The organism is uncultured Bradyrhizobium sp. (assembly GCF_964252615.1).
Taxonomy (GTDB): Bacteria; Pseudomonadota; Alphaproteobacteria; order Rhizobiales; family Xanthobacteraceae; genus Bradyrhizobium.
Genome location: NZ_CAXUNQ010000012.1, coordinates 17,925 through 36,447, shown reverse-complemented (window position 1 = coordinate 36,447; position 18,523 = coordinate 17,925). Strand labels below are relative to the sequence as shown.

18 protein-coding genes are annotated in these 18,523 nt (G+C 62.5%); 16 read left to right on the top strand and 2 right to left on the bottom strand.

Annotation, left to right across the window (positions count from 1 at the left end; translation table 11 throughout):
• The 14 genes from ACFE72_RS09330 (at position 1) to ACFE72_RS09265 (ending at position 14,036) form a co-directional block, all read left to right on the top strand.
• Positions 1-486, top strand: a complete 486-nt coding sequence (locus ACFE72_RS09330; protein ID WP_375412803.1) for a hypothetical protein — start codon at positions 1-3, stop codon at positions 484-486.
• A gap of 20 nt (positions 487-506) precedes the next feature.
• A complete protein-coding gene (locus ACFE72_RS09325) occupies positions 507-998 on the top strand; it encodes a hypothetical protein (RefSeq protein ID WP_375412802.1) in 492 nt (163 codons plus the stop codon).
• 4 nt (positions 999-1,002) lie between these two features.
• Complete coding sequence (gene nuoG, locus ACFE72_RS09320; protein ID WP_375412801.1) at positions 1,003-3,078, top strand: NADH-quinone oxidoreductase subunit NuoG; 2,076 nt, start codon at positions 1,003-1,005, stop codon at positions 3,076-3,078.
• Positions 3,079-3,088: 10 nt separating this feature from the next.
• On the top strand, positions 3,089-4,129 hold the full coding sequence (gene nuoH, locus ACFE72_RS09315; RefSeq protein WP_375412800.1) for an NADH-quinone oxidoreductase subunit NuoH: 1,041 nt from the start codon (positions 3,089-3,091) through the stop codon (positions 4,127-4,129).
• Positions 4,130-4,136: 7 nt separating this feature from the next.
• Positions 4,137-4,631 carry an NADH-quinone oxidoreductase subunit NuoI gene (gene nuoI, locus ACFE72_RS09310; protein WP_375412799.1) on the top strand — a complete coding sequence of 165 codons (495 nt, stop codon included), beginning with the start codon at positions 4,137-4,139 and terminating at the stop codon, positions 4,629-4,631.
• A 153-nt stretch (positions 4,632-4,784) separates the two neighbouring features.
• Positions 4,785-5,423 (top strand): NADH-quinone oxidoreductase subunit J, encoded by a 639-nt coding sequence (locus tag ACFE72_RS09305; protein WP_375412798.1) that lies wholly within the window; start codon positions 4,785-4,787, stop codon positions 5,421-5,423.
• Positions 5,420-5,728: an NADH-quinone oxidoreductase subunit NuoK gene (gene nuoK / locus ACFE72_RS09300; protein WP_327568612.1), complete on the top strand. Its 309-nt coding sequence runs from the start codon at positions 5,420-5,422 to the stop codon at positions 5,726-5,728. Before ACFE72_RS09305 ends, nuoK begins: the two co-directional genes overlap by 4 nt.
• 5 nt (positions 5,729-5,733) lie before the next feature.
• Entirely contained in the window at positions 5,734-7,833 is a 2,100-nt protein-coding gene (gene nuoL / locus ACFE72_RS09295; RefSeq protein ID WP_375412797.1) for an NADH-quinone oxidoreductase subunit L, read from the top strand.
• Positions 7,833-9,344, top strand: a complete 1,512-nt coding sequence (locus ACFE72_RS09290) for an NADH-quinone oxidoreductase subunit M (protein WP_375412796.1) — start codon at positions 7,833-7,835, stop codon at positions 9,342-9,344. Before nuoL ends, ACFE72_RS09290 begins: the two co-directional genes overlap by 1 nt.
• 24 nt (positions 9,345-9,368) lie before the next feature.
• On the top strand, positions 9,369-10,805 hold the full coding sequence (gene nuoN / locus ACFE72_RS09285) for an NADH-quinone oxidoreductase subunit NuoN (RefSeq protein WP_375412795.1): 1,437 nt from the start codon (positions 9,369-9,371) through the stop codon (positions 10,803-10,805).
• Positions 10,806-11,606, top strand: a complete 801-nt coding sequence (locus ACFE72_RS09280) for a biotin--[acetyl-CoA-carboxylase] ligase (RefSeq protein ID WP_375412794.1) — start codon at positions 10,806-10,808, stop codon at positions 11,604-11,606.
• Positions 11,603-13,273, top strand: coding sequence for a ribonuclease J (locus ACFE72_RS09275; protein WP_375412793.1), 1,671 nt, complete (start codon positions 11,603-11,605; stop codon positions 13,271-13,273). Before ACFE72_RS09280 ends, ACFE72_RS09275 begins: the two co-directional genes overlap by 4 nt.
• A 76-nt stretch (positions 13,274-13,349) precedes the next feature.
• The gene (gene mce / locus ACFE72_RS09270) at positions 13,350-13,754 is read left to right on the top strand and encodes a methylmalonyl-CoA epimerase (protein WP_375412792.1); all 405 of its coding nucleotides are present in this window, start codon (positions 13,350-13,352) and stop codon (positions 13,752-13,754) included.
• 6 nt (positions 13,755-13,760) lie between these two features.
• Positions 13,761-14,036, top strand: coding sequence for a DUF1467 family protein (locus ACFE72_RS09265; protein WP_375412791.1), 276 nt, complete (start codon positions 13,761-13,763; stop codon positions 14,034-14,036).
• 4 nt (positions 14,037-14,040) lie between these two features.
• On the opposite strand, the gene ACFE72_RS09260 is transcribed toward ACFE72_RS09265, so the two are convergent.
• Together ACFE72_RS09260 and ACFE72_RS09255 are read right to left on the bottom strand one after the other, a co-directional pair.
• Positions 14,041-14,442: a globin gene (locus ACFE72_RS09260; protein ID WP_375412790.1), complete on the bottom strand. Its 402-nt coding sequence runs from the start codon at positions 14,440-14,442 to the stop codon at positions 14,041-14,043.
• A 462-nt stretch (positions 14,443-14,904) separates the two neighbouring features.
• Entirely contained in the window at positions 14,905-15,393 is a 489-nt protein-coding gene (locus tag ACFE72_RS09255; RefSeq protein WP_375412789.1) for a formylmethanofuran dehydrogenase subunit E family protein, read from the bottom strand.
• A 193-nt stretch (positions 15,394-15,586) separates the two neighbouring features.
• On the opposite strand from ACFE72_RS09255, the gene ACFE72_RS09250 reads away from it, so the two are divergent.
• Positions 15,587-15,961 (top strand): DUF2946 domain-containing protein, encoded by a 375-nt coding sequence (locus ACFE72_RS09250; RefSeq protein WP_375412788.1) that lies wholly within the window; start codon positions 15,587-15,589, stop codon positions 15,959-15,961.
• 90 nt (positions 15,962-16,051) lie between these two features.
• Positions 16,052-18,499, top strand: coding sequence for a TonB-dependent receptor (locus tag ACFE72_RS09245; protein WP_375412787.1), 2,448 nt, complete (start codon positions 16,052-16,054; stop codon positions 18,497-18,499).
• Positions 18,500-18,523 lie beyond the last annotated feature (24 nt).

Here is an 18,523-nt window from a genome sequence, read left to right as displayed (position 1 = left end):
ATGTCAGCGGTAGATATTGCTCAGATCGCCAATGGCTGGGCCGCCGTCGTAACGTCCTGCGTGGCGTTGATTGCCGGTGTCGTGGCCATCGCGCAACTGCGCGCCAACAGAAAGGTGCAGCGGGAGGCATCGGCGTATGAGATTTTTCGCGACTATATGAAACTCGCATTCGATCATCCGCAATATTCGAAATCCGATTTCCAGGCGATTTCCAGGGATTCGCGGAATCTCGAGCAATATAGCTGGTATGTCGGGTGCATGTTGTGGGCCGCCGACGAAGTGATCCAGTGCACGGCCCTGACAAAGGCTTGGACAAACACGCTGCTTGGACATATCGCCGTGCATCGGGAATTCCTGCTGAGCGATCAGTTCCGTGCGGAAGATTTCAAGCACCATAGTGACGCGCTTCAGCAGATGATCACCAAGGTGTGCCGCCAGCCCGACGCTGGAAAACGAAACCCCCCGGCTTCAGAACTGGCGGCGTAGCGCATGGGATTTCGATGACGATGTCGCAACCGCGCGTTTTCTGGTGGCAGAAATACGGAACCCTGGCGCAGATGGCGCAGGCCAGCGTAGCGCTGCTCGGCTTCATTGCGGTCCTGTTGCAGATCAACGAAATCCGGTCCAACAACCGCGCTGCTAGCGCGCGGCAGGCGTTTTTGGGATATACCGACCTGGCGTTCAAGAATCCGAAATTCGCGGCGCCGGACTACGACGCGATCAGGAATGGCGGTCGCGATCAGCAGACCCAATATGAAAGCTTTGTGTCGTATCTGCTCTACGCCTGCGAGGAAGCCTTCACCGCCTTTGCCGACAAGCGTGAATGGCAGGCGTCGTGCGATTACGATCTGAAGGTGCATCTGCCGTTCCTGTGCGACAAGCACAAGGCCGAGCCGGCGTACCTTGCGACCTATGGCGACGATACCCAGCAATGGGTCAAGGCATCCATGAAAACTGCCGGCATAATCCCTCCGGATTGCACGCCGGGAAAGACCTGAGAGAATGACCAGACTCATCATCGACGGCGAAGAGATCGAGGTGCCCGCGGAATACACGCTGCTGCAGGCCTGCGAGGCCGCGGGCGCGGAAATCCCGCGGTTCTGCTATCATGAGCGGCTGTCGATCGCCGGCAATTGCCGGATGTGCCTGGTCGAGATCAAGGGAGGCCCGAAGCCGGTCGCGAGCTGCGCCTGGGGCGTGCGCGACTGCCGTCCCGGTCCCAACGGCGAACCGCCGGAAATCTCGACGCGTTCGCCGATGGTGAAGAAGGCCCGCGAGGGCGTGATGGAATTTCTGCTGATCAACCATCCGCTGGATTGCCCGATTTGCGACCAGGGCGGCGAGTGCGATCTGCAGGACCAGGCGATGGGCTACGGCGTCGACACCAGCCGCTTCGCTGAGAACAAGCGCGCCGTCGAGGACAAATATCTCGGCGTTCTGGTGAAGACCTCGATGAACCGCTGCATCCAGTGCACGCGCTGCGTCCGCTTCGCGTCCGAAGTGTGCGGCGTGCCCGAAATGGGCGCGACCGGGCGCGGCGAGGACATGGAGATCACCACGTATCTGGAGTCGGCCCTGACCTCGGAATTGCAGGGCAACCTGGTCGATATCTGCCCGGTGGGCGCGCTGACCTCGAAACCTTATGCGTTCGCGGCGCGGCCGTGGGAACTCGGCAAGACCCAATCGATCGACGTCATGGATGCGGTCGGCTCGGCGATCCGCATCGATACCCGGGGCCGCGAGGTGATGCGCATCCTGCCGCGCGTCAATGAGGCCGTGAACGAGGAATGGATTTCCGACAAGACCCGCCACATCGTCGATGGCCTGCGCACGCAGCGGCTCGACCGGCCCTATATTCGCGACAATGGCCAGTTGCGCGCGGCGTCGTGGCCGGAAGCGTTTGCAGCCGTTGCGGCGAAGATTGCCCGCTCCGACGCCAGGCGGATCGGCGCGATTGCCGGCGATCTCGCCGCAGTCGAGGAGATGTTTGCGCTGAAGGATTTATTGGCCAAGCTCGGTTCGGCCAATCTGGCGGTCCAGGGCGGCGGTGGGTTCGACGTCACGGCCGGCCGCGCATCCTGGATTTTCAACCCGACCATTGCCGGCATCGAACAGGCCGACGCATTGCTGATCGTGGGATCGAACCCGCGCCGGGAAGCCGCGGTTCTCAACGCACGCATCCGCAAGCGCTGGCGCACGGGGCAGCTCAGGATCGGCGTGATCGGCGACAAGGCCGATCTGACCTATACCTATGACCATATCGGCGGCGGCACCGACTCCCTCAACGACCTGGCGGCGGGAAACCATTCCTTTGCCGAGGTGCTGAAGGGCGCGACGCATCCGATCATGCTGATTGGCGCGGGCGCCGCGGCCCGGCACGACGGCGCGGCTCTGCTGGCGCTTGCGGCAAAGCTCGCGCTCGAATTCGGCGCGGTCAAGGATGGCTGGAACGGCTTTGGCGTGCTGCACGACGCGGCTTCCAGCGTCGGCGCGCTGGATATCGGATTTGCGCCCGCGCAGGGCGGCCTGAGCGCCTCGCAGATGACGGCGCCGGGCGCGCTCGACGTGCTGTTCTCGCTCGGCGCCGACGAAATCACGCCGCCCGACGGCGCCTTCGTGGTCTATATCGGCACCCACGGCGACCGCGGCGCGCATCGCGCCGACGTGATCCTGCCCGGCGCCGCCTATACCGAAAAATCCGGCATCTACGTCAACACCGAGGGCCGGGTGCAGATGGCCAATCGCGCCGCATTTCCGCCCGGCGACGCGCGCGAGGACTGGGCCATCATCCGCGCGCTGTCGGATGCTGTGGGCAGGAAGCTGCCGTATGACTCCTTGAGCGCGCTGCGGCAGGCGATGTTCAAGGCGGTGCCGCATCTGATGCGCATCGACCAGATCGAGCCCGGGCGCCCGGCGGACATCGAGGCGCTGGCGCGCAGGGGCGGCAGCGCCGAGAAGACGCCGTTCAGGTCCGCGGTCGAGGATTTCTACCTGACCAACCCGATCGCGCGGGCATCGGCGGTGATGGCGGAATGCTCCCGGCTCGCGTCGGGCCAGATGCTGACGGCAGCGGAGTGAGCGTGACCTGATGGCTGATTTGTTCGCAAGTTCGTTCTGGACCGGCTTTTTCTGGCCGCTGATCGTCATGATCGCGCAGAGCGTGCTGCTGCTCGTCGTGCTGCTGATCGCGATTGCCTATATCCTGCTGGCGGACCGCAAGATCTGGGCCGCGGTGCAGATCCGCCGCGGTCCCAACGTGGTCGGACCGTGGGGACTGCTGCAATCCTTCGCAGACCTGCTGAAGTTCGTGCTGAAGGAGCCGATCATTCCTTCCGGCGCCAACAAGGGCGTGTTCCTGCTGGCGCCGCTGGTCAGTTGCGTGCTGGCGCTGGCGGCGTGGGCGGTGATCCCGATGGATCTCGGCTGGGTGATCGCCGACATCAATGTCGGCGTGCTCTACATTTTCGCGATCTCGTCGCTGTCGATCTACGGCATCATCATGGCCGGCTGGTCGTCGAATTCAAAATACCCGTTCCTGGCTGCCCTTCGTTCCGCCGCGCAGATGGTGTCCTACGAAGTCTCCATCGGCTTTGTCATCATCACGGTGCTGCTCTGTGCCGGCTCGCTGAACCTTTCGGCCGTGGTCGAGGCGCAGAACACCCGATTCGGGTTGCTCGGGTGGTACTGGCTGCCGCTGTTCCCGATGTTCGTGATCTTCTACGTCTCGGCGCTGGCGGAGACCAACCGGCCGCCATTCGATCTGGTCGAAGCGGAATCCGAGCTGGTGGCCGGGTTCATGGTCGAATACGGCTCGACGCCGTATCTGTTGTTCATGCTCGGCGAGTACGTCGCCATCACCACCATGTGCGCGATGGGCGCCATCATGTTCCTCGGCGGCTGGCTGCCACCGGTTCCCTATGCGCCGTTCACCTGGGTGCCCGGGGTGATCTGGTTCGTGCTCAAGGTATTTTTCATGTTCTTCCTGTTTGCGATGGCGAAGGCGGTCGTGCCGCGCTACCGCTACGACCAGTTGATGCGGCTGGGATGGAAGGTATTCCTGCCGCTGTCGCTGGCGATGGTGGTGATCGTCGCCGCCGTGCTGCAATTTTCGGGGCTCGCGCCGAAATGAGGTCGTCATGAGGTTCAATGTCAACGCAACGGCCCGATCGCTGCTGCTGTCGGAATTCGTCTCGGCGTTCTTTCTCGCCATGCGCTATTTCTTCAAGCCGAAGCCGACGCTGAATTATCCGTTCGAGAAGAATCCGATCAGCCCGCGCTTCCGCGGGGAGCACGCGCTGCGCCGTTATCCCAACGGCGAGGAGCGCTGCATCGCCTGCAAGCTGTGCGAGGCGGTTTGTCCGGCGCAGGCGATCACCATCGAGGCGGGTCCGCGCCGCAATGACGGCACCCGCCGCACCGTGCGTTACGATATCGACATGGTGAAGTGCATCTATTGCGGACTGTGCCAGGAGGCCTGTCCGGTCGATGCCATCGTCGAGGGGCCGAATTTCGAATTCGCGACCGAGACCCGCGAGGAACTGTATTATGACAAGGCGAAACTGCTCGCCAACGGCGACCGCTGGGAGCGCGAGATCGCGAAAGCGATCGAGCTCGACGCGCCGTACCGGTGAGGTGAGGGACGTGAACGCATCCAGCATTTTCTTGTCATTCCGGGGCGTGCCTCTTCGCGCGAACCCGGAATCCGGCAACACGACAGGCGTCTGGATTCCGGGTTCGCGCGCGCAAGGGCGCCTGCGCCCCGGAATGACGGAAGGGGCGTCCGCATGATCCTTGCCGCGCTGTTCTTCTATCTGTTCGCAGGCGTCTGCGTGGCATCGGCGGTGATGGTGATCGTGTCGCGCAATCCCGTGCACTCGGTGCTGTATCTGATCCTCGCCTTCGTCAACGCGTCGGGCTTGTTCATGCTGCTCGGCGCGGAATTCCTGGCCATGATCCTGGTGGTGGTCTATGTCGGCGCGGTCGCGGTGCTGTTTCTGTTCGTGATCATGATGCTGGACGTCGATTTCACGGAGCTGCGGGAAGGTTTTCTGGAATACCTGCCGGTCGGTTTGTTGATCGGCGCGGTGTTTCTCGCCGAATTGCTGCTGGTCGCCGGCGGCTGGATCATCAATCCGGCCATTACCAAATCCATCACCGCGCCGATCCCCGGCGATCTCAGCAATACCGCCGCTCTCGGCATGGTGCTCTATACGAAGTACATTCATTACTTCCAGATCGCCGGCATGGTGCTGCTGGTGGCGATGATCGGCGCGATCGTGCTGACGCTGCGCCACAAGGCCAAGGTCAAGCGGCAGGACATCAATGTGCAGAATGCGCGGACGCGCGAGCTTGCCATGAGCGTGCGCAAGGTGGCGTCGGGGCAGGGGCTGCGGGAATCGGACGCGCCGGAGTGGGTGCAATGACCATCGGTCTTGGACATTACCTTGCGGTCGGCGCGATCCTGTTCACGCTCGGCATCCTCGGTATCTTTCTCAACCGCAAGAACATCATCGTCATCCTGATGTCGATCGAACTGATCCTGCTCGCGGTCAACATCAACCTGGTGGCATTCTCCTCGTTTCTCGGCGACATCGTCGGCCAGGTGTTCGCGCTGCTGGTGCTGACGGTGGCGGCGGCGGAAGCGGCGATCGGCCTGGCCGTACTGGTGGTGTACTACCGCAACCGCGGCTCGATCGCGGTCGAAGACGTCAATCTGATGAAGGGCTAACGCGAGTGATCCAGGCAATCGTTTTTCTGCCGCTGATCGGCGCGATCCTCGCGGGGCTGATCTCGATATTCGGCGCCCATGCGCGCAATCCGAGCGGCGACATCGTCGAGCATCGCGAGGATGCGCATGGTCACGGCGTCCCCTCGGTCACCGAGGATGCCGGCGTCATTCATGCCTCGCACCACGAGCCCGATGCGCATGACGGCCACGACCACGACGATCACCATGTTGCGGAGCCGCCGGCCGCCGGCTCGCGCGCGGCCGAGTTGATCACCACGGGATTGCTGCTGGTCGCGGCTGCGTTATCGTGGGTCGCTTTGGTCGATGTCGGCTTCATGCATCACGATGCGCACATCGCGCTGTTTTCCTGGATCAACTCGGGGGACCTTCAGGTGGCGTGGGCGCTGCGGGTCGACACGCTCACCGGGGTGATGCTGGTCGTGGTCAACACCGTCTCGTCGCTCGTGCATCTTTATTCGATCGGCTACATGGACGAGGATCCGAACCGGCCGCGGTTCTTCGCTTACCTTTCGCTGTTCACCTTCGCGATGCTGATGCTGGTGACGGCGGACAACCTGGTGCAGCTTTTCTTCGGCTGGGAAGGCGTCGGGCTGGCGAGCTATCTGCTGATCGGATTCTGGTATCAGAAGCCGTCGGCCAATGCCGCGGCGATCAAGGCGTTCGTGGTCAACCGGGTCGGCGATTTCGGCTTCGCGCTCGGTATCTTCGCGGTGTTCCTGCTGATCGGCTCGACCGATTTCGAGACCATCTTCGCCGGCGCGCCGGCGCTCGCCGGCAAGACCATCGATTTCTTCGGCTGGCATGCCGACGCGCTGACGCTGACCTGCCTGCTGCTGTTCATGGGCGCGATGGGCAAATCCGCCCAGTTCCTGCTGCACACCTGGCTGCCGGACGCCATGGAAGGCCCAACCCCGGTGTCGGCGCTGATCCACGCCGCGACCATGGTCACCGCCGGGGTGTTCATGGTGGCGCGGCTGTCGCCGCTGTTCGAACTCGCGCCGAACGCGCAGGCCTTCGTGATGTTCATCGGCGCGACCACGGCGTTCTTCGCCGCGACCATTGGCCTGGTGCAGAACGACATCAAGCGTATCGTCGCCTATTCGACCTGTTCGCAACTCGGCTACATGTTCGTGGCGATGGGGGCAGGGGCCTATTCGGTCGGCATGTTCCATCTGTTTACCCACGCCTTCTTCAAGGCATTGCTGTTCTTGGGCTCCGGTTCGGTGATCTACGCGATGCACCACGAGCAGGACATCCGCAACATGGGCGGGCTGAAGGACAAGATCCCCTATACCTACGTCGTGATGGTGATCGGCACCCTGGCGCTGACCGGCTTTCCGCTCACCGCCGGGTATTTTTCCAAGGACGCGATCATCGAATCCGCTTACGTGTCGCACAATCCATTCGCGTTCTACGGCTTCCTGATGACGGTGATCGCCGCCGGTCTGACCTCGTTCTACTCGTGGCGGCTGATCTTCAAGACCTTCCATGGCGAGCCGCACGATCAGGAACATTACGACGCCGCGCATGAAAGCCCGGTCTGGATGCTGATTCCGATCGGCATCCTGGCGGCGGGATCGATCCTGGCGGGCTTCCCGTTCAAGGAATTGTTCGCCGGCCACGGCGTGGAGGAATTTTTCCGCGAGTCGGTGAAGATGCATCCGCACATCATCGATGAAATGCATCATGTCCCCGAAGCCATTGCGTTCCTGCCGACGGTAATGATGGCGCTGGGCTTCGTGGTATCCTGGCTGTTCTACATCCGGCGGCCCTATCTGCCGGTCGAACTCGCAAACCAGCACCAGATGCTCTACCGTTTCCTGCTCAACAAATGGTATTTTGACGAGCTCTATGACCTGATCTTCGTGCGTCCCGCCAAGTGGCTCGGCCGTTTTCTGTGGAAGAAGGGCGACGGTTTTGTCATCGACGGGTTCGGGCCCGACGGCGTCTCGGCGCGGGTGCTCGACGTCACCCGCAACGTGGTGAAGCTGCAGACCGGCTATCTCTATCATTACGCGTTTGCGATGCTGATCGGCGTCGCCGGATTGATCACCTGGTTCATGTTCGGCGCGGGAGGCCAGTGATGACGACCTGGCCCATCCTTTCCGTCGTCACCTTCCTGCCGGGCTTCGGCGCGCTGCTGGTCTATGGGCTGGCGCGCGGCGATGACGGGGCGGCGAACCGCAACGCGCGCTGGATCGCGCTGTGGACGACGCTGATCACCTTCGCGGTATCGCTCATTCTGGTGATGCGCTTCGATCCGGCGCAGCCGGATTTTCAGTTCGTCGAAAAGGCGCCGTGGCTGGCCAGCGCCATCACCTATCACATGGGTGTCGACGGCATCTCGCTGCCGTTCGTGATCCTGACCACGGCGCTGATGCCGTTCTGCATCGTCGCGAGCTGGAAGTCGATCACGGCGCGCGTGGGCGAATACATGATGGCGTTCCTGCTGCTGGAAACGCTGATGATCGGCACATTCTCGGCGCTCGACCTGGTGCTGTTCTACCTGTTCTTCGAGGGCGGCCTGATCCCGATGTTCCTGATCATCGGCGTCTGGGGCGGCCCGCGCCGGGTCTATGCCAGCTTCAAGTTCTTTCTCTACACGCTGCTGGGCTCGGTGCTGATGCTGCTGGCGATCATGGCGCTGTACTGGAACGCCGGCACCACCGACATCCCGACGCTGATGCATACCGCCGTGCCGCGGTCCCTGCAGACCTGGGCGTGGCTGGCGTTCTTCGCATCCTTCGCCGTGAAGATGCCGATGTGGCCGGTGCATACCTGGCTGCCGGACGCGCATGTCGAGGCGCCGACCGCCGGATCGGTGATCTTGGCGGCGATCCTCCTGAAGATGGGCGGCTACGGTTTTCTGCGGTTCTCGCTGCCGATGTTTCCACTGGCCAGCCACGACTTTGCGCCGCTGATTTTCACGCTCTCGACAGTTGCCATCGTCTATACCTCGCTGGTGGCATTGATGCAGGAAGACATCAAGAAGCTGATCGCCTATTCGTCGGTCGCCCATATGGGCTTCGTCACCATGGGGATTTTCGCCGGCACCACCCAGGGCGTGGCCGGCGGCGTGTTCCAGATGGTGTCGCACGGCATCGTCTCCGGCGCGCTGTTCCTCTGCGTTGGCATCGTCTACGACCGCCTGCATACCCGTGAAATCTTGGCCTATGGCGGGTTGGTCAACCGCATGCCGCTCTACGCGCTGGTGTTCATGGTGTTCACCATGGCCAATGTAGGATTGCCCGGGACATCCGGCTTCGTCGGCGAGTTCATGACCCTGATCGGCACCTTCAAGGTTTCGATTCCGACCGCGACCGTCGCCACGCTGGGCGTGATCCTGTCGGCGGCCTATGCGCTCTGGCTGTATCGCAAGGTGGTTTTCGGCGCGCTGGTGAAACCGTCGCTGGCGAGCATCAAGGATCTCACCTTGCGCGAAAGCCTGACGCTGATGCCGCTGGTGGTGCTGACCATCCTGTTCGGCGTCTACCCAAAACCGGTGCTCGACATGTCGGCGGCATCGGTACAGCTCCTCGTCAATAATTACGCCGCTGCGACGTCTGCCGTGAAGGCAGCGGCGCTGCTGCAATGACCGACCCGGGTCAGGACAAGAATTATGAGTTTTGAGACCGCAGGTTATCAGTTGCTTCCCGTGCTGCCGGAACTCGTGCTGGCTGCGGGCAGCATGGTGCTGCTGATGATCGGCGCCTATCGCGGGCCGCAGACCACCGGTCTCGTCACCGGGCTCGGCTTTGCTCTGCTCGTGATCACCGGGGTGCTGGAATTCATGCTGCCGGGTGGAAAGCTGACGACCTTCGGCGGCAGCTTCATCGTCGACGATTTCGCGCGCTTCCTGAAGATCCTGGCGCTGATCGGCTCGGCGGCGACACTGGTCCTCTCGACTGAATTTCTGGCCGACCCGTCCCGCCGCATCTTCGAATATTCGATCCTGGTGCTGCTCTCGACGCTGGGCATGATGGTGCTGATCTCGGCCGGCGACCTGATCATGGTCTATCTCGGCCTGGAGCTGATGAGTCTGGCGCTGTACGTCGTCGCGGCCAGCAACCGCGACAACGCCAGATCCACCGAGGCGGGGTTGAAATATTTCGTGCTGGGCGCGCTGTCGTCGGGCATGCTGCTGTACGGCGCGTCGCTGATCTACGGCTTTACCGGCACCGTGAGCTTCACAGGGATCGCGGCGGCGGCGAAAGAAGGGAGCATCGGCATCGTGTTCGGGCTGGTGTTTCTGCTCGCGGGGCTTTGCTTCAAGGTCTCGGCGGTGCCGTTCCACATGTGGACTCCGGACGTGTACGAAGGCGCGCCGACGCCGGTGACCGCGTTCTTCGCCTCGGCGCCGAAGGTCGCCGCCCTGGCGGTATTCACCCGCGTGGCACTGACGGCCTTCCCGGGCATCGTCTCGCAGTGGCAGCAGATCGTGGTATTCGTCGCCATCGCCTCGATGGTGCTGGGCTCGTTCGCCGCCATCGGGCAGAGCAACATCAAGCGCCTGATGGCCTACTCGTCGATCGGCCATATGGGCTTTGCGCTGGTGGGCCTTGCCGCCGGCACGGTCGAGGGGGCGCAGGGCGTGCTGGTGTATATCGCGATCTACGTCGCGATGACGCTCGGCACCTTCGCGGTGATTCTCACCATGAAGCGCAACGGCCGGCACGTCGAAACCATCGGCGATTTCGCGGGCTTGTCGCGCACCAATCCGCTGCTGGCATTCTTTTTCGCGATGCTGCTGTTCTCGCTGGCGGGCATTCCGCCGCTCGCGGGCTTCTTCGCGAAATTCTATGTGTTCGTGGCCGCGATCAAGGCCGGCCTGTTCACGCTGGCCGTGGTCGGCGTGCTCGCCAGCGTGGTCGGCACGTTTTACTATCTCACCATCATCAAGGTCATGTATTTCGACCAGCCGCTCACCGCGCTGGATCCGATGCGCGTGGAACTGCGCACGGTGCTGGCGGTGGCGGGCCTGTTCAACATCCTGTTCTTCGTCTATCCGGGCCCGCTGGTCAGCGCGGCTACGGTAGCGGCGAAATCGTTGTTCTAGATGACATTCTTTCTGGGTCCGCGCGCGGTGTCGGCGGGCTACGGGCTCGCCGCCTTCGATCAGCTTGGATCGACCAATGCCGAGGCGTTGGCGCGGGCGCGCCACGGCGAACGCGGACCGATCTGGATCGTCACATCGGAGCAGACCGCCGGGCGCGGACGGCGGCATCGTTCCTGGATCGCACCGCGCGGCAACCTCGCCAGCAGCGTGGTCGAGGTGATCGACGTGCCGCCCGCCGTCGCGGCGACGCTGGGTTTCGCCGCGGGACTGGCGCTCGAAACGGCGTTACAGAAGCTGGGCGGCGAAGCGTCGGCGGGATCGGACGAGATGAAATTGCGGCTTAAATGGCCTAATGATGTGTTGGCCGGGAACAAGAAACTGGCGGGCATCCTGCTCGAGGCGGAGGCGATCGGGGATTGCCTGGCTGTTGTCGTCGGAATCGGCACCAATGTAGTCGCCGCCCCGGAGGGAACGCCAACTCCCGCGACCTCGCTGGCAGCATTCGGCATCACGGCCGGGGCGGAGGAATTATTCGCGGCGTTGTCCGACGCCTGGGCGGAGCAGCGCAGCATCTGGGACAACGGCCGCGGTTTCGGTGAAATCAAGCGACTCTGGCTCGACCGCGCGGCGGGGCTCGGCCAGCAGGTCTCCATTCAGTCCGGTGGTTCGACGGTGACGGGCATGTTCGACACCATCGACGACAGCGGCTGCATGATCGTCGGCACCTCCGACGGCAGGCGGATCCCGATCTCGGCCGGCGATGTTTATTTCGGCTCGGCAGCTTCCGCGGGAGCAGCGTGATGCGGCCGGATGAACTGACCTTTGCTCCGCTGGGCGGCGTCGGCGAGATCGGCATGAACCTGTCGGTCTACGGCCTCGGCGATCGTCATCAGCGCTCCTGGATCGCCGTCGATCTCGGCGTGTCCTTTGGCGACGAGGAACATCTGCCGGGGATCGATCTGATCATGCCGGATATCCGCTTTCTCGAAAAGGAGCGGAAGAATTTGATCGGACTGGTGCTGACGCACGCCCATGAGGATCACTTCGGTGCCATCATCGACCTGTGGCCGAAGCTGAAATGCCCGATCTACGCGACCAAGTTCTCGGCCGCCTTGTTCGAGGCCAAATGCGCCTCGGAGCGCAACCTACCGAAAATTCCGGTCACCGTGGTGCCGTCGGGCGGACGTATCGATCTCGGCCCGTTCAGCGTCGAATTCATTCCGGTGGCGCATTCGATTCCGGAGTCGCATGCGCTGGCGATCCATACCGCCGCCGGGACCGTACTGCATACCGGAGACTGGAAAATCGATCCGACGCCCATCATCGGCGTGCCGACCGACGAGCGGCGCCTGCGCGAACTCGGCGACGCCAGCGTGCTGGCGCTGGTGGGCGATTCCACCAACGCGGTGCGGGAAGGACGCTCGCCGTCGGAGGCCGAGGTCGCAAAAACCATCGCCGAACTGGTCAAAGCGGCAAAGGGCCGGGTGGCCGTGACCACCTTCGCATCCAACGTGGCGCGGTTGCGCGCGGTCGCGGACGCCGCAAAGGCCGCCGGGCGCGAGGTGGTGGTGGTCGGCCGCGCCATGGAGCGCGTGGTCCAGGTGGCCCGCGAAACCGGATATCTCGACGGCGTGCAGAGTTTCCGCGGCGCCGATCTGTACGGCCATTTTCCTCCCGACAAGGTGCTGGCGCTGTGCACCGGCAGCCAGGGCGAGCCGCGCGCGGCGCTGGCGCGCATCGCCAATGACGATCATCCGCAGGTGACCCTGAACAAGGGCGACTGCGTGATCTTTTCCTCGCGCACCATTCCCGGCAACGAGAAGTCCGTGGGCGCCATCATCAACGGGCTGATCGGCCAGGGCGTCGAGGTGATCACCGATCGTACCCATCTGGTGCATGTGTCCGGCCATCCGCGTCGCGATGAGATGCGCGACATGATCTCCTGGGTGCGGCCGCAACTGCTGATTCCGGTTCACGGCGAGGCGCTGCACCTGTTCGAGCACGCAAAACTGGCGCGCGCCGCCGGCGTGCCCAGGGTGCTGACCTGCAAGAACGGCGATCTGGTCCGGCTCGGGCCGGGCGATCCGTCCGTTATCGAGCAACTGCCGTCGGGCCGGCTCTACAAGGACGGTTCGATCCTTGAAGATTCGAAATCGCGCGCGGTGGTCGAACGGCGGCGGCTGGCCTTTGCCGGCTGCGCCTTCGTCGCCATTGCCGTCACCGACAAAGGCGAACTGGCCGACGATCCGGAGGTCGATCTGGTCGGCATCCCGGAAAAGAATACGGCCGGCGAGGTGATCGACGACATCGTGTTCGACGCCGTGGTGTCGACGGTCGAGGGGCTGCCGCGGGCGCGGCGGCGCGACCCCGACGCGCTGGCGGAGTCGGTGCGCCGCGCGGTGCGCGCCGCCGTCAACGAGCAGTGGGGCAAGAAGCCGCTCTGCTACGTCCATGTTCTGACCGTTTGAGATAACATGGCCTTTCGAACGAAGTGGAAACCGGTTCGCGTCAGGAAAACGCGTCAAATTACAAGCAGGAGGCGTCATGCTAGGCCGGCTCAATCACGTCGCGATCGCGGTCAGGGATGCCGAAAAAGCCGCGAAAATCTATGGCGCGGCGTTCAATGCCGACATCTCCGCGGCGGTGCCGCTGCCGGAGCACGGCGTGATCACCGTATTCGTGACCCTGCCGAACACCAAGATCGAATTCATCCAGCCTCTGGGCGAGGCTTCGCCGATCGCGAAATTCCTTGAGCGCAACGCCGACGGCGGCATCCATCACATCTGTTACGACGTACCCGACATCATCGCGGCGCGCGACACCCTGGTCGAGGCTGGCGCGCGGGTGCTCGGCGACGGGACGCCGAAAACAGGCGCGCACGGCAAGCCAGTGCTGTTCCTGCATCCGAAGGATTTTTCCGGCGCGCTTGTCGAAATCGAACAGACCTGAACCGCGATGGCCTATTCGATCTCGACCGCGCTGGCGATCTACTTTGTGATCTGGTGGATTACGCTGTTCGTGACGCTGCCGTTCGGCGTGCGCAGCCAGCATGAGGACGGCGAGGGCGCCGCCGGCACCGATCCGGGCGCGCCGATCATGGCGCGCATGGGGCGCAAGCTGATCTGGACCACCGTGATCTCGGCGGTGATCTATGCGGTCGCTATCGCCGCTTACAATGCCGGCTATCTCAATATCGAGCGGCTCTCGAAACTGATGGGAATACCGCTTTAGGCGTTTATTGTTGTGTGACGATTGTTTCAATCTCCACAAGCAGCCTTCGCCACGCCCGCTCGGTCTCCCATGACCATTCCGTATCGAGTATGTCGCGCAAGGTAGCCGCGATCGCGCCAAAGAACGCTGCGAACAGATCGCGCGGCGTGCCATAGGCCTCGTGCGACTGCAGCTCGCACGCGATCATGCGGAAATGGCCGCTGCGGTCGCCGGCGAGATCCAGGATTGCGTCGATGGTCAGCGCCAGCATCGACCCCTTTACAAGGTCAGCACCTTCACTGCGGAACATGGATTCCGCTTCCGGATGCTCGCGGAACAGGCGGCGGTAGACCAGCGGCGTCAGATCCTCGCAGCGCTTCGCCGCCAGTTCAAAGCTCCGGTGAATTGGATTGCCGGCTGCCGTCATCGCGGCCCTGTCGTGAGCATTGCGAGGTAGCCTCCAAAAAAAAGAGCAGGGCCAAGACCCCGCTCTAAAAATTGTGTCGACCCTGTTTCCCCGAAGATGAGATTTGTCTTTGCTTGACGGGGTGACGCTGCTTGTGCGCGCCGGGCTCCTCCCGAGACTTGGACCACCAGACTTCAACCTTTCGGTTAGCCTGAGCCCGCACTGGTAGCTGATCTTTTTTGACTTGTCACCAATTTCGGCAACGATTGTTCAAAATTCAAGCAGTCTGCGAAACGAATGGCATTTTACGACTACGAGTTGCATTATTTTCATACCCAACGTTGTGTGTTGAGAATGGCGCACGCGCCAATCCTCAGGAACCTGATCTCGACTCACTGGATGATGGAGATAGGAGTAGGGACCATGCGCGGGCGTTGGGAGCTTTTGCCAACAGTCCGGATCGTTGTTGAGTGCCTTCCTAATTTAAGGCGCGGCCTGGGACACGAATAACCCTTCCGCCGCCATAGCAGCATCAAATCTGGCCAACGGTTCCGATTTATTCCAAGCGAGGATTTTCGGCAGCCACTCGTCGGAGACCGAGTATTTAAGGGCTTCTCCGGTGTTTCGATTGCGAATGACGATCAAGGCCATAAGCCCGGGGGGCGCCTTTTCGAGAGCGATCTGCAGCGTGCCTTGTCCAGGACTGGCCTGCGTCGCGATCATGACGCCATCTGCGACGCAGGGGCATGGCGGCTTCTCGCCATTATAGTAGGTCACGGCAAGACCGCGCGCCTCCGCCCTCAATTTCTTTTTAGCATCGAGACCGATCCGGATGCCAACGGGGATGAAGGCTCCGAACGTGCCGTGAATGCGCGCGCCCAACTCGACCCATTGTTCCGGTGTTTCCGAATGTGCGGACGTTTCGGCTGCCAACGACAGGACGATCACCAGTGCAAGCAGGGGAGTTCTCACGAGCGGCCTCAAATGCGAATGTGCATTTTTTCAAGAATAACCTTATGTGTCAGCCCTCTTGCCCGCAACAACCCGTATTTGAGAAGTCACCGTTCCTGTGTCGAAAATAGCGCAGCACGCGAAATCTTGAGCACTACAACTCGACTTCCGACTCCTGGCATGATTGATTAGCGCAGTCGGAGGGGGTGGTTGAATGCGCCGGCGACTGGGGAAATTTGTTCCGATCGTGCTGATTGCAATGTTGGTGCAGATTTTCGCGCCAATCGGAGCAACGTGGGCCGCCAGCATCGCCGCATCCGATCCGCTGCATGGGGCCGCCATTTGCCATGGCAATGCCGGTTCGACATCAGGCCAGCCCGATCAACCCAGCCAGCATCGCGCCCATGACGGATGCTGCTCGGTTTGCAGCGTGGTTCATACCGGCGCGCCGGTAGACACGCCGCTGGCCGCGGTCGCCGCGCCCGATCGCCATGCCGAGCGGCTGATCTGGATCGATGCTGCGCCCGACCTGTTCCGTTCCAGAGCGGGCTCGCACGCCCAGCCGCGCGCGCCACCGGCCTTTTCCTGACCTCACACGGTTTCCTCGCGATCGGCGCGGCCAACCGCGCCGATCGATGCAGTTGGGCAGGCCAGCCATGGCCGGTGTCAGGATTTTCCGATGTTTCGTGTTCATGCTCTCGGCGGCGTGGGCGTTGTGGCGCTTCTGCTTGCGCCGGCAACGATTGCAAGCGCCAACCATGATCTACCTGCCGTCACCGTCGAGGCACCGGCGGTCGTGAAGCGCGTGGCACGGAAACCTGCGCCGGTGTCGCGTTCGATTGCGCGGCGATCGCGGGCCGTCACGGCGCCGCCGCGGCAAGTCCCCGTTGTCGTGGTCAACGCCGAGGGAGGCGGCGCGGCGGTTCCCGGCACGCCGCCGATCAAGCAACGATACCAACTGCCGCAGACCTCCGAGACCGTCACGGCAAAGGACATCCAGGAGAAGGTCAATATCGTCGATACCGAGGATGCCGTGAAATATCTGCCGAGCCTGTTCGTGCGCAAGCGCAACTACGGCGACACCCAGCCGGTACTGGCGACCCGCACATCCGGTCTCGGCGCGAGCGCGCGCAGCCTGGTCTATGCCGACGACATCCTGCTCAGCGCGCTGATCGGCAACAACAATACCATCGGCGCGCCGCGCTGGGGCCTGGTCGCGCCGGAGGAAATCCAGCGCGTCGACTTCCTGTACGGGCCGTTTTCGGCGGCCTATCCCGGCAACTCGGTCGGGGGCGTTCTGCTGATCACGACGCGCATGCCGGAAAAGTTCGAGATGACCGCGAAACAGACCGAGGCATTGCAGACGTTTGATTTCTACAAGACCAGGAACACTTACCGCACCGACCAGACCAGCGTTTCGGTCGGCGACAGGAAGGATAATTTTTCATATTTCATCAGCGGCAATTTCCAGAACAGCTACAGCCAGCCGCTGGCATGGGTGACGACTGCAACCCCGCTTCCCGCCGGCGTTGCCGGCGTGATCCCGCAATCCGGCCGCGTTCCCGGCACCATCGCCAACGTCGCCGGCGCCGGCGGGTTGCTGCACACCGAAATGGCGAATGTGAAGGGCAAGTTCCTCTACGACATCACGCCGCTGGTGAAGGCGACCTACAGCATCGGCTACTGGTCCAATGACGCGCGATCGGATGTACAGACCTATCTGCAGAACGCCGCAGGCAATCCGACATTCGGAAACATTCCCGGGTTTGCCGGCAACTATTATACGCTCGGCGAAAAGCATTTCGCCAACGCGGTCTCGATCAAGTCCGATACCAAAGGCCTCTTTGATTTCGATCTCGCGGTCTCGCGCTATGATTATCTGCAAGATATCCAGCGCTTGCCCTTCAGCGTCGTCCAGAACAGCGCCGCCTTCACGCCTTACGGAAAAATTGCGCGGTTGGACGGCACCAACTGGACCAATGCCGACGCCAAGGGCATCTGGCGGCCCGACGACGCGCACGAGGTCAGCTTTGGCCTTCATGCGGACCGCTACTATCTGAACAATCCGACCTATCAGACGCCGACGTGGAATGCCGGCCCGGATCAGACCAATTCGCTCTACAGCGCCGGCGTCGGCGCCACGCGGACATTTTCGGCATGGGCGCAGGATGCCTGGCGTTTCGCGCCGATGTTCAAGCTGACGCTGGGCGGACGGTTGGAGGATTGGCGGGCGTTCGACGGATCCAATGTGCTGACCACCACCGACAACACGGTCGGCAGTCCGACCAACGGCAGCATCACCAGCACGCTGGCAAAAATCCAGCCGGAACTCGGCGCGGCGGCGTTTTCGCCCAAGGCGTCGCTTGCTTTCGAGCCTTCGCGCGAATGGCTGGCGACCGCATCGATCGGCGAAGCGTCGCGATTTCCGACCGTCGCCGAACTCTATCAGGCCGTTACCGCCGGCGTGAACCTTGCCGTGCCGAATCCGTTTTTGCGGCCCGAACAGGTGCTAAGCGAGGAGATCGCGCTGGAACGGCGCTTTATCGACGGCAAGGTGCGGCTATCATTGTTCAATGAGAACGTCCGCGACGCGCTTATTTCGCAACTGGGTTTTTTGAACGGCAACAGCGGTCCGACCGCCACCTTCACCACCAATGTCGATGCGACGCGAGCCCGCGGCGTTGAACTCGCCGCCCGCAAGGACAATGTCGGCATTCACGGGCTGGAAATGTTCGGCAGCGTCACCTACACCGACGCCCGCATCGTCAGCGATCCGACCTTCGTCAGCACCGTCGGCGGCACCAGCGCGGTCGGCAAGCGGGTGCCGAACATTCCATTATGGCGCGTCACCGCCGGGGCGACCTATCGGCCGAACGCGGTTTGGGCCTTCACCGCGGCGCTGCGGCACAGCAGCAAGCAGTTTTCGACGCTCGACAATACCGACACGGTGCAAAACGTCTTCCAGGCGTTCGATCCGTTCACGGTGGTCGACCTCCGTGCTCAATACAAATTCTCCGAAACCGCAACGGCGTCCTTCGGCATCGATAACGTGGGGAATGCGAAGTACACCTTGTTCCATCCGTTTCCGCAGCGAACCTACATAGCCGACGTGCGAATCAAGTTCTGAACCCGCTTCCCGAAAGGACCACGA

What these genes read in the sequence shown, in the direction of transcription:
- ACFE72_RS09250 (WP_375412788.1), top strand. Translation starts at nt 15,587, where the DNA reads ATGCGCCGGCGACTGGGGAAATTTGTTCCGATCGTGCTGATTGCAATG.
- nuoH (WP_375412800.1), top strand. Translation starts at nt 3,089, where the DNA reads ATGGCTGATTTGTTCGCAAGTTCGTTCTGGACCGGCTTTTTCTGGCCG.
- ACFE72_RS09290 (WP_375412796.1), top strand. Translation starts at nt 7,833, where the DNA reads ATGACGACCTGGCCCATCCTTTCCGTCGTCACCTTCCTGCCGGGCTTC.
- nuoN (WP_375412795.1), top strand. Translation starts at nt 9,369, where the DNA reads ATGAGTTTTGAGACCGCAGGTTATCAGTTGCTTCCCGTGCTGCCGGAA.
- nuoK (WP_327568612.1), top strand. Translation starts at nt 5,420, where the DNA reads ATGACCATCGGTCTTGGACATTACCTTGCGGTCGGCGCGATCCTGTTC.
- ACFE72_RS09265 (WP_375412791.1), top strand. Translation starts at nt 13,761, where the DNA reads ATGGCCTATTCGATCTCGACCGCGCTGGCGATCTACTTTGTGATCTGG.
- ACFE72_RS09325 (WP_375412802.1), top strand. Translation starts at nt 507, where the DNA reads ATGTCGCAACCGCGCGTTTTCTGGTGGCAGAAATACGGAACCCTGGCG.
- ACFE72_RS09305 (WP_375412798.1), top strand. Translation starts at nt 4,785, where the DNA reads ATGATCCTTGCCGCGCTGTTCTTCTATCTGTTCGCAGGCGTCTGCGTG.
- nuoI (WP_375412799.1), top strand. Translation starts at nt 4,137, where the DNA reads ATGAGGTTCAATGTCAACGCAACGGCCCGATCGCTGCTGCTGTCGGAA.
- ACFE72_RS09260 (WP_375412790.1), bottom strand. Translation starts at nt 14,442, where the DNA reads ATGACGGCAGCCGGCAATCCAATTCACCGGAGCTTTGAACTGGCGGCG.
- nuoG (WP_375412801.1), top strand. Translation starts at nt 1,003, where the DNA reads ATGACCAGACTCATCATCGACGGCGAAGAGATCGAGGTGCCCGCGGAA.
- ACFE72_RS09245 (WP_375412787.1), top strand. Translation starts at nt 16,052, where the DNA reads ATGTTTCGTGTTCATGCTCTCGGCGGCGTGGGCGTTGTGGCGCTTCTG.
- mce (WP_375412792.1), top strand. Translation starts at nt 13,350, where the DNA reads ATGCTAGGCCGGCTCAATCACGTCGCGATCGCGGTCAGGGATGCCGAA.
- ACFE72_RS09280 (WP_375412794.1), top strand. Translation starts at nt 10,806, where the DNA reads ATGACATTCTTTCTGGGTCCGCGCGCGGTGTCGGCGGGCTACGGGCTC.
- ACFE72_RS09330 (WP_375412803.1), top strand. Translation starts at nt 1, where the DNA reads ATGTCAGCGGTAGATATTGCTCAGATCGCCAATGGCTGGGCCGCCGTC.